Below are 14,198 nucleotides of genomic sequence, written 5' to 3'. Positions count from 1 at the left end.
AGAATACCTCATGGTTGACAACTCAACCAATCAGGATTTATTGTTGAGTCGTCAACCAATTGGTTGATTCGCGACCGTGATATCGGTATCGATCTCAACTCCGAAAAGCAGGCACACATCATGAGCACCATCAGCATCATCGGTCTAGGAAACATGGCTCGAGCACTGGGTGCCCGCGCGATAACCGGCGGCAATACCGTTGAGGTCATTGGCCGAGACGCGGCCAAAACCGCAAAATTGGCCCGCGAACTCGGTGGCGGCACCACGGCGGGAGCATTCGGCGCAGTACCGGCCGGCGACATAGTCATTCTCGCCGTTCTCTACGAAAGCACCGTCCCCGTCGTCGAACAATACGGGGATCGACTTGCTGGCAAGACCATCATCGAGATCAGCAACTCGTTCGGACCAGATCTTGCCAGTCTGTTGACTCCCGAAGGCACTTCTGCCGCCGAACAAGTGGCAGCCGCCGCCCCCGCGGATGCGCACGTCGTCAAGGCATTCAACACCATCTTCGGACACGTCCTGGCCGCCGATTCCAAATCCAAGCGACGGCTGGATGTATTTCTTGCCGGCGACGACGCCGCAGCCAAAGCGCGCGTGTCGGCATTCATCGACAGTCTTGCCCTGCACGCCCTGGATACCGGCCCGTTGTCGGCGGCGCGGCGCCTCGAGCAGGCCGGCTTATTGGTGATGGGTCTGGCGCAGAATGGCGTCGGGCACTACAACTTCGCACTTGGCGTCACCAATCTGGACTCGGCAGCTGCGTAGGCTCGGCCGATTCAGCCCCGATCAGGCCTGCCGCGGCCAAGGCCCCGAAGCGGGTCCGCTAGCCGCGACAGGCCAGCAACGCGGTTTCGACTAACCGCTGCGTGTCGGTGTCCGGGTCCAGCGGCGCTCCGAGTTGGGCCCAGAAATACGCCGGAGCATTGATAATCTCCACCAGCCGCATGCCGTCGATCCGCGTGACTCCCGCCGCATCGAGCATGCCCTGGAACTGCACGACGCGGGGTTCCACGACCGCGGACACCTCGGCAACCGAGTCGGCCTGCCGCGCCGCCGATTGCAATGCCTGCAAGAAGGTCAATTCGCCAGTCGCGCGGACACTCGCAAGAAGCTGTCGCACGTACGCCATCAGGTCACGTTCGAGGTCCCCGGTGATGGGCACCGGCGCTCGCACATTGAGGTCTTCCACTGCGACGTCGAGCAGGAGCGATTCGATCGTGTGCCACCGGCGATAAATCGTCGTCGCGTGAACGCCGGAACGCGCCGACACGTCGGCGACAGTCACGTCGGCGGATTCGCCGGCGAGCTCGCGGACCGCATCATGCACGGCGCGACGGGTCCGGGCCGTGCGGCCGCCGGGACGCTCGACTCCAGTGTGTTCGGGCATACCATCAACTTTATTGCATTAATAGTTGCATTAGCAATCCAATAGATCTACGCTTAATGCAGTTTTAGTTGCAAAAGGAGATTGCATGGCACACGCACTCATCGTCGGGGCCGGCATTGCCGGCGATACTCTCGCCGTCTTGCTCGAACGAAGCGGGTGGCGGGTCACTGTCGTCGAGATCGCTCCGGCGCTTCGAAGCGGCGGGCAGACCGTCGACCTCAGGGGCGATTCCCGCGAGGTTCTGGAGCGCATGGGGTTACTCGACGACGCCCTCGCCGCGCTCGTGCCGCAGCGAGGCATGGCGTGGATCACTGCTCGCGGCCGGCGCCTGGCCTCGATGCCGGTCGAAGCGCTCGGCGGTCGGGGTTTCGTCTCACGGGAGGAACTGCTGCGTACCGATCTTGCCCGCATCCTCCATGACGCCACGGGCGAGCACGTCGAGCATCGATTCGGTGATACCGTCGAGGCTCTTACCGAGAGTCCGGACGGCGTGACGGTGCGGTTCCGCTCGGGCAAGGATGAGACTTTCGACCTCGTGGTGGGCGCGGACGGCGCTCACTCGAAGGTTCGCGCCCTTCATTTCGGTGACGAAGAGCAGTACCGCAAACCGCTCGGACTGGCCCACGCATGGTTCACGCTGCGCGAGCAGCCCGCTACGCCGCCGCTGGGCGGCTGGGCGCTCGTGCACAACGCCGCAGGGCGTCGCGCGGTCGCGTCACGTCCCGGTCATTCGGGCGAGCAAGAGATCGGCCTGACGTTCGAAGCCGATTCGATCCCTCGCGGCGACCGCGAAGCGCAATTCGCCTTGCTCGATCGGGAGTTCGACGGCGTGGGCTGGCGAGCTGCCGAATTCCTCGCTGCAGCCCGTACCGCACCGGACTTCGCGCTCGACACCTACGAGCAAATACATATGCCGACCTGGTCAAGCGGTCGCGTGGTACTCGTCGGTGACAGCGCCTGGTGCACCAGCCCGCTCAGCGGGCTCGGCACGGCGCTCGGACTGCACGGCGCCGAGCAACTCGCCGCCGCGCTTGATCGCACGGGCGCGAAGGACGACACCGCCGCGATTTCGGTGGCGTTCAAGGAATTCGAGGCCGCCATGCGCCCGCGTGCCGAGTCGGCTGGGCAGCTGATCCCAGGGCGCGTCGACATGGTCGCGCCGAAGAGCCGGCTCGCCATCATCGGCAATGCGCTGTTGATGCGCCTCATTCAGCTTCGCATCATGCGCGGCGTGGTCGCCAAAGCCACGGCCGGAAGCGGCCACTCTGTCGATTGACGTCTACTTCTCCCGCCGGTCGTGGTGGCCGGACGAGACAAAACCTACCCGCAAGAATTCTTCGCGGCCGATCCGCGCTCCGGTGATCTCGCGTTTCCCCATCGGCGAGCAACCCTAGCACCGACGCTTCGTGGCATTCATGCTGCTATGAGTTTGCCGTATTTCTGCCGGGCCGCCTCACCGCTGATACCGAGCATTTCGCCGTTCCGTCCCCACGTCATGCCGTTCTTTCGGGCGCTAATGACGGCGTCGAGAATCTCTAGTTCGGCAATTACGCGATGAAGTGCTGCAGCATAGGTCGGCGATCTCATCTTCCGACGAATGGAGTTCGTCGTGCGGGCCCTGTCGAAGCCAGTTTGGGAGCGGATTCCGTCTCGACGATTCGGGATGCACCTGGATGCCCATCGCCAATATTCTAAGTAGTTTTCTACCTATTTATCAGACGTGAAGTGGCCGGATGCCTTCTTGCGCTAATGTCACCCCATGGACACCGAATTCAGCGGCGACCTGTTCGAATGGCGCGGCCCTGCGCCGTTTTATTGGGTGGCATTGTCTGAGGAAGCCTGCGATGATGTGCGCGAAGTCGCCGACATGGCGTCGTACGGCTGGGGCGCGATCCCGGTGCAAGCGCGCATCGGCGGGGCGAAATGGGAGACCTCGCTGCTACCGAAAGACGGCGGATACGTACTGCCAGTCAAGCAGGCAGTACGCACAAGAGAAGACATCGGCGAGGGAGACGTTGTCGGGGTCGCCATGACAATCGCCCCGCGGCACGGGCGCCATGTCGAGACCGATGCTCCCCCGGAATAGCGCCCGGAATCGCCCCGGCCCTAATCGCCGGAATAGTCCCGGCGCAGATCCGACTTCCTGATCTTGCCGCTGGCAGTGCGTGGCAGCTCCTCGACGATGACGAGAGACTTCGGGATCTTGTACCGGGCGAGCCGGCCGTCCAAGTGACCGCGCAGTTCCTCCTCGGTCAGCGAAGCGCCGTCGCGGACAGTGACCACCGCCCGCGGCACTTCGCCCCATTTTTCGTCGGGTACCCCGATCACCGCCACATCGGCGACGGCCTCCAGCTCGATGATGACCATCTCTACTTCGGCCGGGTAGATATTCTCTCCGCCGGAAATGATCATGTCCTTCAGCCGGTCGGACACGAACAGGAACCCGTCGTCGTCCACGTACCCCATGTCCCCGGAACGGAACCACTCGCCGTCCGCGATCGCCGCCGCCGACGCGTCCGGCCGGTTCCAATATTCGCGAATCACATTCGGGCCTTGGATCTGAATCTCCCCGACTTCCCCTGCGGGCAGCACCTCGCCCATCGGGTCCGCGATCCGGATGTCGGTGAAGAACTGCGGCAGCCCCGCCGAACCGGCCTTTTCGCGCGAGCGCCAGGGCGGCAACGTGGTGGCCCCCGGCGCGGTCTCGGTCATCCCGTAACCGTTCGAGAACCCCAAGCCGCGCGCCTCGTACGCCTCCAACACGTACATGGGCACCGCCGATCCCCCGCAAGTGAGCTTGTTCAGCGAGCTAATGTCAGTCGTGGCCCAGTCGGGGTGCTCGCATAACAGCTGATACGTCGTGGGCACCCCGTTGAGTGACGTGACCTTGTACCGTTCGATGTGCTCGAGGACCCGCTCCGGCACGAATTTCGATTCCAGCACGACCGTCGCGCCCTTGAGCAGCATCGGCAACAGCCCCATGTCCAGCGAAGCCACATGGAACAGCGGCGAAATCATCAGAGCGACATCGTGACGGTTGACGTCCATGTCGACAATCACGTTCATGCAGTTCCACGTGATGTTCCCGTGCGTCAGCAGCGCGCCCTTGGGCCGTCCCGTGGTCCCCGACGTGTACAGGATCATCGCCCCGTCGTCCAGACCCACCGCCACGTCTCGGGCCGTCAGTTCACCGCCGGCGAGCGTCTCCTCGTAGTCCTCTTCCGACAGCTCGGCTTCGGATCGCCGCGTTTCCTCGCCGTCTGATTCCGGACGTCGCGTGACGCCGGACGCCGGCTCGTCGTCTCCCACCGCCAGTCGCCGTTCGACCTCGGTCTCCTTGGCGCTGCTAATCGCCAGCTCTCGCAGGGCGCGCGAATGCACCAGCAGTCGCACGTCGGCGTCCTGCAATTGGAAGCGAATCTCCGGGGGCGCCAGCCGGGTATTGAGCGGCACGAAGATCGCGCCCAGGACGCCGCAGGCGAAGAACGTCTCCACGAATGCCGGGTCGTTCTCGCCGAGGTACGCCACCCGGTCGCCTTTGCCGATGCCGCGCGTCGCCATGGCGTCGGCCAGCCGATCGCCCCGGTCGGACAGCTGCGCATACGTGAGTGTTGCCTCGTCGGTGACGAGCGCGGCGCTGTCGCCGGTCTTGGGCCGGCGCCGACGAAGCCACGATCCGACTCCGAAATTCTTCATGACCAACCCTCTCTGTTTAAACCGTCGTCAGGTCGTTGTGCCTGGACTCACGGGTGAGAACGATGAAGATGATGGATACGGCCGCCAGCCCGGCCAAGTACCATGCCACCGGCCCGATGCTGTGGCCCGCGCTTTGGTAGATCCCCGCCACGATTCCCGGCGTGAACCCGGCCCCGAGCAGGGTCGCCAACTGGTATCCGAGAGAGGCGCCGGTGTAGCGGGACGTCGTTCCGAATTGCTCTGACACGAAAGCCGCCAGCGGTCCGTAGAGGCACGAGTGCAACAGCAATCCGACAGTGAATGCGACGAAAATCAGCCAAGGGTTCCCGGACGCAAACATCGCGAACATCGGCAGCAGATAGATGATGAACAGTCCCAACCCGGCGACCATGACGGGACGTCGTCCGAACTTGTCGGAGAGGCGGCCGCCGATGAGGACGAAGCCGATCGACAGTAACGATGCGCCGGCGAACCCGTAAAGCACTTGTTGTTGGTCGGCACCCTTCGACACGGCGTAGGTCACGGCGAACGTGGCAAGCACGACTTGCAGCCCGAATCCCGCGGCGCCGGCCAACATGGTGAAGATCAGCGCCTTCGGCCGACGGAGCACCCGCAGCAGCGGAAGCTTCGGCGTCCCGTTTTCTTTCGCTTCCTTGGCTAAGGCTTCGGCGAAGATGGGGCTCTCGTGCACGCGGAGCCGGATGAACATTCCCACTATCAACAGTGCGAACGACAGCAGAAACGGCACGCGCCAGCCCCAGGCCAGGAACTGATCAGGTGGCAGCGCGGAAAATACGCCCATCATGAGCGTGCCGAGCACGGCTCCGGTGGGTGCTCCGGCGTTGACGAAGGACGCCGAGAAGCCCCGTTTGCGCGGATCGGAGTGTTCCAGCGCCATCAGGGCTGCGCCGCCCCACTCGCCGCCCACGGCGATGCCCTGACACACCCGCAACAGGATGAGGATGACCGCGCCCCAGGCGCCGATGGTGGTGCCGCCTGGCACGGCACCGATCAACGTCGAGGCGATGCCCATCACCATCATGGAGATGATCAGCATCTTCTTGCGGCCGACCCGGTCGCCGAAGTGACCGAAGATGATCCCGCCGAGCGGCCGAGCGAGGTACCCGGCTGCGAAGGTGCCGTAGGAAGCGACGACGCCGACCCAGTGGTCCATTCCGGCAAAGAACACCTGCGGGAACGCGACAGCCGACGCCGTCGCGTACAGCAGGAAGTCGTAGTACTCGATGGTGCTGCCGAGATAACTCGACGCGAGCACCGTGCGCACTTCCCTTGTGCGGACCCGACCGGTCTGGGCTTCGGTGGTTTGGGCTTCGGTGGTTTGATCGCGCCTTTGCGATGGGGCTGTCATGCCGGTCTCCTGTCTGGGACAGTGCTATTGATTCAAGCGGCTACTGGTAGAAACGCACTATTTGTAAAAACGTGCCAGGAACTCGGCGACGACCGCCGGACGCTGCTGGCCTTCGATTTCGATCGTGTTGCCCGTTTTGATCTGCACGCCGCCCTTGACCTCGGCGACTTCGTCGATGCTCGAGTGCATGCGGATCTTCGCGCCGACGGGGACGGGGCTGGTGAAGCGAACCCTGTCGAGCCCGTAGTTGACCTTGGTGGTGACGCCCTCGACGTCGAAGAGTTCGCCCCACAACGGGATGATGAGCGACAGCGTCAAGAATCCGTGGGCGATCGTGGCGCCGAACGGCCCGTCCTTTGCCCGTTCGGGGTCGACGTGAATCCACTGGTGATCATTTGTCGCGTCGGCGAACGTGTTGACCTGTTCCTGCGTGATTTCCAGGTAGTCCGTGTAGCCGAGATCCTTGCCGGCCAGTCCGGGAAGGTCGTCGAAACTGACGGTTGTGGTGCTCATGATGCTCCTTCGTGTGGGTATTGCTCTTTGGCTGCGCTCAGACGAACGCGCCGGTGCCGGTGATGCTGCGCCCGACGATCAGGCTGTTGATTTCGTGAGTGCCTTCATAGGAATAGACGGCTTCGGCGTCGGCGTGGAACCTGCCGACGTCCGCGGCGAGGGTGATGCCGTTGCCGCCCGCCACTTCGCGGGCGAGCGCGACTGTTTCACGCATCGCGCGGCAGCACTGCATCTTCGCCAGCGAGGAGTCCTGGTCGCGGTAGACGCCTGCGGCTTGCTGCTCGGTCAGCCGCACCACCATCGACAGGGACGACGTGACGTTGCCGAGCATCCTGGCCAGCTTCTCCTGGACCAGTTGGAAGGATGCCAGCGGCTTGCCGAATTGCTGCCGGCCGGCAACGTAGCGGCGCGCGGCCTCGAAGGCGCCGGCTTGGATTCCGGTGGCGATCCACGCGACGTCCGAGCGCATTGCCCGCAGCATCGCGGCGACGGCGCGGAAGGATTCGACGGCGTGCAACCGCTCCGCCTCCGATACCCGGACGCCGTCCAACCCGATATCGAAGTTCTGCATCATCCGCAGCGCGGTCTTGCCGCCAATCTTCTCCAGCGTGACGCCCGGGGCGTGCCTGTCGACGAGGAAGCTCTTCACGTTGCCGTCGTCGACGTCGCGGGCGAAGACTGCCAGCACGTCGGCCTCCGACGCTCCGCCGATCCACCGTTTGGTGCCGTCAAGCACCCATTCGTCGCCGTCGCGTCGCGCCGTGGTCGCCAGTCCCCCAGCGATATCGGACCCGTGCTCCGGCTCGGTCAGGCAAAACACTCCGCGCAGGCTGAAGTCGATTATCCGCGGCATCCACTCGGCCTTTTGCTCATCCGAAGCGCCGACGCTCACCGCCGTGCGGAACAGGCCTGCCTGCGCAGTGTAGTACGTCGCCAACGAGGCGTCGGTGCGGGCGAGTTCAAAGGTACGGAACGCGTGGTAAATGCCGCGGGCCGGCCCGTCGACGGTCAGCTCCGCCGGTTCCATCAGGTCCAAGTCGATGAGCGCAGGGCCCAGGTCCGGAGGGAATTCTCCGCGTTCCCAGTACTCGGCGAGCACTGGCCGCGCGCGTTCGTCCAGAAAGGCCCGGAGCCTGCCGAGCACGTGACGCTCAGCGTCCGTCAGCAGCGATTCGGCGTCATAATAGTCGCACGATTCGTAGAGACGCTCGGCCTTCGGCATCGCGCGAGATTCCGTCATCTCAGGCTCCGTCATCTCAGGTTCCCAAGCCGAGCAGCGCCGCGGCGTTGTGTTTGAGAATTTTGGGCCGGACGTCGTCCGGAATCGACAGATTCTCGAAGGCACCAAGCCATTTCGCGGGCGTGATCAACGGAAAATCGGTACCAAAGAGCACCTTGTCCGCCAGCCGTTTACTCGCTGCGCGCACCAGAGCCTCGGGGAAGTACTTCGGTGACCATCCGGACAGGTCGATCCAGGTATTGGACTTGTGCGTAGCGATCGAGATGGCCTCGTCCTGCCACGGGACGGACGGGTGGGCCATGATGATCGGCAAGTCCGGGAAGTCCGCGGCGACCGCATCGAGCAACAGCGGATTCGAATACCGCAGCTTGATGCCGAAACCGCCGGGAAGTCCGGCGCCGATGCCGTTTTGCCCGGTGTGGAACACCAGCGGCAGCCCAATCTGCTCAAGCGCCTCCCATAAGGGGTAGAACCGCTCGTCGGAGGGGTCGAACCCTTGCACGCTCGGGTGAAATTTGAAGCCGTGCACGCCGTAGTCGCCGGCGAGCCGGCGGGCCCGCTCGATGGCGTCGGCACCGGTGAGCGGATCCACCGAGCCGAACGGGATGAGCACGTCGTTGTTCCGGGCGGCTCCTTCGGCGATCTCTTCGATGCTATTGGGCGCTTGCCCGAGGTTGGTGCGCGCGTCGACGGTGAAGACGACTGCTGCCATGTTCAAGCCGCGATAGGTCTCCGCGATCGTGTCCAGTGACGGCGATCGATCCTCGGCCTTGAAGTATTTACTGGACGCGTCGGTCAGCGCCTGCGGCAGTGATGCGTGGCCGTGGCTGTCGACTTCCACGTGCACGTGCATGTCGATCGCTTGGAGCGCGCCGACGTCGAGGTTCGGTTCGTACCTGACGGGTTCGCGGCGTGTGGCGGTCATGTCAGCGTCCTTCGGCGTCGGGGGCCAGATCGGCGGGGAGCTCGGGCATTTCTTCGCCGACGCTCTGCAGCTTGCCGCCGAACATGCCGTCGAAGCCGCGGGCCAATGCCGCAAAGTCCCAGCCGCCGTCGTGATATCCGGTAGCGACCGGCTCGGGGTGCGACCAGAGCTGCAGGCGGTCACCGCCGATGCCGACCGCCTGCCCGGTCACGCCTGCTGCGGCGTCCGAGGCAAGAAACGCGATCAGCGGCGCGACGTCCGCTGCCGGCCCGAACCCGAGTTCCTTGCGGAAGAAGTCCGGCATCGCCTCACCGCGTTCGTCGGCTTCCACGGCTTTCGCGAAGAACGGGACGGTCTTCGTCATGGCGGTTGCCGCGACAGGGATGACTGCGTTGGCGGTCACTCCGGCCTTCTTCATTTCGATGGCCCAGGTGCGGACCATGCCGACGATGCCGGCCTTGGCCGCCGCGTAGTTGGTTTGTCCGAAGTTGCCGCGCTGGCCCGTCGGCGAGCCTATCGCGATGATCCGGCCGGCGATCTTGTTTTCCTTGAAGTACCCGTATGCCGCCCGCACGCACGTGAACGTTCCGCGCACGTGCACGTTGAGAACTACGTCGAAATCGTCGTCGCTCATCTTCAGCAACGACTTGTCGCGCAGGACTCCGGCGTTGGTCACCAAGATGTCGAGCCTGCCGAACGTATTCACCGCCGCATCGACCAGGGCCGTGGCCGTCTCCGTGCTGCCGACCGGGGCAACGACCGCGGTGGCCCTGCCGCCGGCGCCCGTGATGGCCGCGACTGCGTCGCCGGCGACCTGCTCGTTGACGTCGTTGACGACGACTGCGGCGCCCTGGGAGGCCAGTTCCTTGGCGTAGGCAAGGCCGAGACCCTGGCCGCTGCCGGTGACGATGGCGACCTTTCCGGCCAGGGGTGTTACGGCGCTGGTTCCTTCAGACATTTCTCTCCTACTGCGTCGGGTACTGCATCGAGACCATTTGCCGTGCGGCTCGTGGTGATGAAAACTGGACTTGAAACCAATGACAACTTATATTCTTGAATAAATCAATGGTTGTCTTCTTCATCTAATTGAACGAACGAGGATCCGTGCATACATCCCAGTCATCGCCCCCGCTCAACCAGGAATCCGATCGGGCCGAGCAGATCGCTGCCGCCGACGGCACGTTTCGCCTCCTGGCCACGGACCTGGCGTCGGAGATCGAATTCCTCACCGCACGGGCGCGCTCGGTCGGCACGGCACGGGCAAACGCAATGTTGGCCCCGCTGGACCTGCGCGTGAGCTCGTATTGCGTGTTGGCCTTGGCGTGCAGCGACGAAGGGCCGTCTCAGCGTGAACTGGCCGAGTTCCTGCATTTGGATCCCAGCCAGATCGTGTCCTTGGTGGACCGCTTGGAGAAGCGGGACGCCGTGCGGCGCGAACCCGACGCCCGCGACCGCCGCTCGAAGGTCGTCGCCGCGACGACGTCCGGCAGGGAGCTCTACGATCACGCCCGCGCCGCGGTGCGCGAAGCCGAGGATCAGTCGATGGCGCCTCTCACACACGAAGAGAGGCTGCATTTGAAGGCCCTGCTCCGCCGCGTCGCGTTCGTGTCGGAGGAATAACCGTGCGGCCCGAACTAGCCGAGGTTGACCTTGACTCCTTCGGGAGTGGCCCGCACGGCAAGCAGTCCGGCAAGCAAGACCGCCATCCAGAATACCGCCACCAGCCACGGTGATCCTCCACCGACAATCACGAGGCCACTGGCGATCATCGGCGTGAACCCGGCACCGATCATCGACGCCCCCTGATACGACAAGGACGCGCCACTGTAACGCAGGCGAGTGGGGAACTGTTCGGCGATATATGCCCCGATCGGCCCGTAGAGGAAGCCCTGCACGACACCGTTGCCGACGATGTCCGCGATTGCAAAGCCCCACAGGGTGCCGTTGTCGAGCAGCCAGATCGTCGGGAAGGCGAGCACGATCCCGGCGACACCCGCGGACATTAGCACCGGACGACGTCCGACCTTGTCGCTGAGCCGCGCGGCGATGAAGGTTACGACCAGCGTGACCGCGGCACCGAGGGCCTTGAAGTCGAGCACGCCGGACTGATCCACACCCTGCGACACGGCGTGGGCGACGCCCCAGACCGTGAGAATGCCTTGGCAGCAATAGAAGCTGATGGTCGCCATCAGGGCGATGAGCACGGCGCGAGGGTGATTCCGGACGACGTCCAAAATCGGCATCTTGCGCTTCTCTCCCTTCTCGACCAGTCTTTGAAAGAGCGGCGATTCAGCGATTTTTAGCCGGATGATGAGCCCGACGATGATCAGCACCGCGCTGATAAGGAATGGCACCCGCCACCCCCACACCAGGAACTTATCGCCTGCGGCCATCGTGAACGCCGAGACGACGAGGGTGGCCAGGATGGCGCCGGCCGGGCCGCCGGCATTGGCGAAGGAGGCTGCGAATCCGCGACGCTTTGCCGGGGCGTGCTCCAGCGCCATCAGGGCGGCACCGCCCCACTCACCGCCGACGGCGAAGCCTTGGATGAGGCGCAACACGATGAGCGCAATCGGGCCGATCAGCCCCGCTTGCGCAGTCGTCGGCAGCAACCCGATCGCCGTCGTCGCCCCGCCCATCAACAGCATGGAGAGGACCAGCATCTTCTTGCGACCAATCCGGTCGCCGAAATGCCCGAAGACGATGCCGCCGACGGGTCGAACCACGTATCCGATCGCCAGCGTCGCGAACGAGGCGAAAAGCGCGAACCCCGGGCCCAGTCCGGAGAAGAACGTTTGGTTGAAAACCAGTGCGGCGGCGACGGAATAGAGGATGAAGTCGTAATATTCGACGGCGCTGCCGATGAAGCTCGAGGCCAGGATTCGCCGCATGTCCTTGGTGTTCAGCCTTGCGGAGTCATTGACGTCAGCGTTGCTCGGCGAAGCCGCGTCGGTGGCCGTCTCGGCGGCCGTCTCACTGGCTGTCTCCGTGGCCCCGGCGACGTCCGGACTGTCCTGGAATTTCGGTCTGTTGCGCATGGTTGGTCTCCTTGACGGTGAACGGCCGGAGGTTACGGACGAAGTCGAATGCTGTCGAGGTCGTTCGGAACATGGAAGGGGCCAGCAAAGAGATCGGCGTCCTGCTGCCACGTGGCATCGGGGGCGCTGCCGGGCACCAGATGGTGCAGTGCCAATTGGCCGGCTCCCGCCTCCGAGGCGAGCTTCGCGGCGTCCCGGACGCTGGTGTGCGATTTGTAATGGTGATCCCGCGATGCGCGGGAGGCCGCGTCGGCCTTGTTCGCGTAGACGGCTTCGACCCAGTCGAAGTCGATCGCCTCGTGGAACAGCAGATCGGTGCCGCGGGCCAGCGTCGCCATGTTCGGCGTATACGTCGTGTCACCGGAAAAGGTGACGGATCCGCCCTCGGTTTCGAAACGGAAGCCGAACGCCGGCGCAATGGGCGGGTGTTCGACGAGAATGGCCGAGACCGTGACGAGGTCGTCCTCGTAGATGTCGAACGGCTCCATCGTGGGAGTCGGGCAGTCGTTGGGGTGGTAGCCGATGCCGCCGGGGATCTCGATATCGGAAGCGTTGAACAGCTCGAGCGGCGATGGCCGCAGGCTGTCGATGATGCGGTCGTTGAGGTCCGTGGCATGAGCCGCCATCAACAACTCGAACATTTCGCGTGTACCGGGCGTCGGCGAGTTCGGTGCGAGCGGCGTCGGCGGTATGGCGGCGCGCGGGGAAGCGATTGGCAGCATTCCGCGGTTGCCCGGGCCGATGATAGGGACCGGGTCGTCCGTACGCTCAAGCATTTCGTAGAGGCCGAAGATGGCGAGGCCGGCCAAATCCACCGTGTGATCCGAATGCAGATGTGTGAGGAAGATTCCGCGCATGTTCGCCAGGTCGAGGCCGGCATGGCTGAGCTGCCCGCCAACCCCGCGTCCGCAGTCCACAAGGTAGAACTTTTCGCCGACCACGACGGCGGTGGCAATTCCCGCCCGGCGTACTCCGGCCCGCGACTTCCACCACTTCGGTCCGCCCGCCGTACCCAGGGCAACGACTCTGGGCCGGAGCTGCTTGCTTAAGGTCATTGTTTCTCCCAACGATTGATTAGCTCAATTGTGACCGCGGGCACATACTTTGCATAGACAATGTTGCTGACCGCGACCATCAGGAGAATTGATGTCGGACATTACACTGCGACAGCTCGAGTACTTCGTGACGGTTGTCGACACCGGATCGGTCACTGCCGCCGCACGCGAGGCCAATATCTCGCAGGCAGCGGCTTCGATGGCGATGGGGCAATTGGAGCACGTGCTCGGCGTCGAACTCTTGATTCGCAAGCGGTCCAAAGGAATCGCCCCGACTTCGGCGGGGCGGGAGCTGGCGGACCGAGCCCGGCGCATTCTGTCGTTGACCGGCGAAATCGATGCGGCGGTCAGCGGGAATTGGGCCGAAATGCGCGGCGAACTGCGGCTCGATATCACGTTCCTGTATTCGCTGCAGCGAATAGACGGGATCGACCGTCAAACTATCGCTCCGGTGCGACTGCACTTGATGCTGGCGGCCGATCACCGGTTCGCCGCCCGCGAGTCGGTATCCTTTCGCGAGCTGGCTGACGAACATGCAATTCTGCTTGATGTGCCGCCCACCATCGAGCGCGTGACGGCAATGATCCGGCACGCCGGCGTCGATCCCAAGCTCCGCTGGCCGAGCACCAACATGGAAACCATTCGGTCGTTGGTAGCGCGCGGCTTAGGTTATTCCGTGGTCAATTCCCGGCCCAAGACCGGCGTCGCGTTTGATGGCAATTCGGTGGTTTATGTGCCGGTCTCCGACGAGTTGCCGGTGAACACGATCATGGCGGCGCTTCCGCCCGGCGTCCGCCCGCCGCGCCGCGTCGACGAAGCCATCCGGATCTGCCGAGACCACTACGCCCCGTGAACCGTACTCGGTGGCCATCTCCGGAGCCGGACAGCCCGCATTGCCGGTATGCGCGCAACATATGCGTCGACTCCGATTGACGTCATGCCGACTGTCGGCAAGGAACAGTCTGGACGTCG

General features: G+C 64.1%; 14 protein-coding genes. 5 read left to right on the top strand and 9 right to left on the bottom strand.

Going from position 1 to position 14,198, the window contains the following annotated elements:
• The first annotated feature begins 120 nt into the window (after positions 1–120).
• Positions 121–768, top strand: a complete 648-nt coding sequence (locus BJY26_RS06090) for an NADPH-dependent F420 reductase (RefSeq protein WP_179426578.1) — start codon at positions 121–123, stop codon at positions 766–768.
• A gap of 58 nt (positions 769–826) precedes the next feature.
• On the opposite strand, the gene BJY26_RS06085 is transcribed toward BJY26_RS06090, so the two are convergent.
• Positions 827–1,390, bottom strand: coding sequence for a TetR/AcrR family transcriptional regulator (locus BJY26_RS06085; RefSeq protein ID WP_179426576.1), 564 nt, complete (start codon positions 1,388–1,390; stop codon positions 827–829).
• A gap of 85 nt (positions 1,391–1,475) precedes the next feature.
• Here BJY26_RS06085 and BJY26_RS06080 point away from each other — a divergent pair, with 85 nt between their 5' ends.
• Together BJY26_RS06080 and BJY26_RS06075 are read left to right on the top strand one after the other, a co-directional pair.
• Positions 1,476–2,666 (top strand): FAD-dependent monooxygenase, encoded by a 1,191-nt coding sequence (locus BJY26_RS06080; protein WP_179426574.1) that lies wholly within the window; start codon positions 1,476–1,478, stop codon positions 2,664–2,666.
• Between the two features lie 483 nt (positions 2,667–3,149).
• Positions 3,150–3,476, top strand: coding sequence for a DUF1905 domain-containing protein (locus tag BJY26_RS06075; protein ID WP_179426572.1), 327 nt, complete (start codon positions 3,150–3,152; stop codon positions 3,474–3,476).
• A 20-nt stretch (positions 3,477–3,496) separates the two neighbouring features.
• On the opposite strand, the gene BJY26_RS06070 is transcribed toward BJY26_RS06075, so the two are convergent.
• The 6 genes from BJY26_RS06070 to BJY26_RS06045 are packed head-to-tail and all read right to left on the bottom strand — an operon-like array spanning position 3,497 to position 10,091.
• The gene (locus tag BJY26_RS06070) at positions 3,497–5,086 is read right to left on the bottom strand and encodes an acyl-CoA synthetase (RefSeq protein ID WP_179426570.1); all 1,590 of its coding nucleotides are present in this window, start codon (positions 5,084–5,086) and stop codon (positions 3,497–3,499) included.
• Between the two features lie 16 nt (positions 5,087–5,102).
• Positions 5,103–6,455 carry an MFS transporter gene (locus tag BJY26_RS06065; protein WP_179426569.1) on the bottom strand — a complete coding sequence of 451 codons (1,353 nt, stop codon included), beginning with the start codon at positions 6,453–6,455 and terminating at the stop codon, positions 5,103–5,105.
• Between the two features lie 57 nt (positions 6,456–6,512).
• Positions 6,513–6,968: a MaoC family dehydratase gene (locus BJY26_RS06060; protein WP_179426568.1), complete on the bottom strand. Its 456-nt coding sequence runs from the start codon at positions 6,966–6,968 to the stop codon at positions 6,513–6,515.
• A 37-nt stretch (positions 6,969–7,005) separates the two neighbouring features.
• Positions 7,006–8,208 carry an acyl-CoA dehydrogenase family protein gene (locus BJY26_RS06055; RefSeq protein ID WP_179426567.1) on the bottom strand — a complete coding sequence of 401 codons (1,203 nt, stop codon included), beginning with the start codon at positions 8,206–8,208 and terminating at the stop codon, positions 7,006–7,008.
• 16 nt (positions 8,209–8,224) lie between these two features.
• Positions 8,225–9,133 (bottom strand): amidohydrolase family protein, encoded by a 909-nt coding sequence (locus tag BJY26_RS06050; protein ID WP_179426566.1) that lies wholly within the window; start codon positions 9,131–9,133, stop codon positions 8,225–8,227.
• Position 9,134: 1 nt separating this feature from the next.
• A complete protein-coding gene (locus BJY26_RS06045) occupies positions 9,135–10,091 on the bottom strand; it encodes an SDR family NAD(P)-dependent oxidoreductase (protein WP_179426565.1) in 957 nt (318 codons plus the stop codon).
• Positions 10,092–10,237: 146 nt separating this feature from the next.
• Here BJY26_RS06045 and BJY26_RS06040 point away from each other — a divergent pair, with 146 nt between their 5' ends.
• Positions 10,238–10,753, top strand: a complete 516-nt coding sequence (locus BJY26_RS06040; RefSeq protein WP_237248922.1) for a MarR family winged helix-turn-helix transcriptional regulator — start codon at positions 10,238–10,240, stop codon at positions 10,751–10,753.
• A gap of 14 nt (positions 10,754–10,767) precedes the next feature.
• Here BJY26_RS06040 and BJY26_RS06035 read toward each other — a convergent pair whose 3' ends face one another.
• Positions 10,768–12,171 (bottom strand): MFS transporter, encoded by a 1,404-nt coding sequence (locus BJY26_RS06035; protein ID WP_179426564.1) that lies wholly within the window; start codon positions 12,169–12,171, stop codon positions 10,768–10,770.
• Between the two features lie 32 nt (positions 12,172–12,203).
• Positions 12,204–13,226, bottom strand: coding sequence for an MBL fold metallo-hydrolase (locus BJY26_RS06030; RefSeq protein ID WP_179426563.1), 1,023 nt, complete (start codon positions 13,224–13,226; stop codon positions 12,204–12,206).
• A gap of 91 nt (positions 13,227–13,317) precedes the next feature.
• Between BJY26_RS06030 and BJY26_RS06025 the strand changes: the two genes are divergently transcribed.
• Complete coding sequence (locus BJY26_RS06025) at positions 13,318–14,079, top strand: LysR family transcriptional regulator (RefSeq protein WP_179426561.1); 762 nt, start codon at positions 13,318–13,320, stop codon at positions 14,077–14,079.
• Positions 14,080–14,198: the final 119 nt, after the last annotated feature.

Source organism: Spelaeicoccus albus, assembly GCF_013409065.1.
In the GTDB taxonomy this organism is placed as follows: Bacteria; Actinomycetota; Actinomycetes; order Actinomycetales; family Brevibacteriaceae; genus Spelaeicoccus; species Spelaeicoccus albus.
The sequence above is the reverse complement of the archived record's forward strand: the minus strand, read 5'-3'. Positions and strand labels throughout refer to the sequence as shown.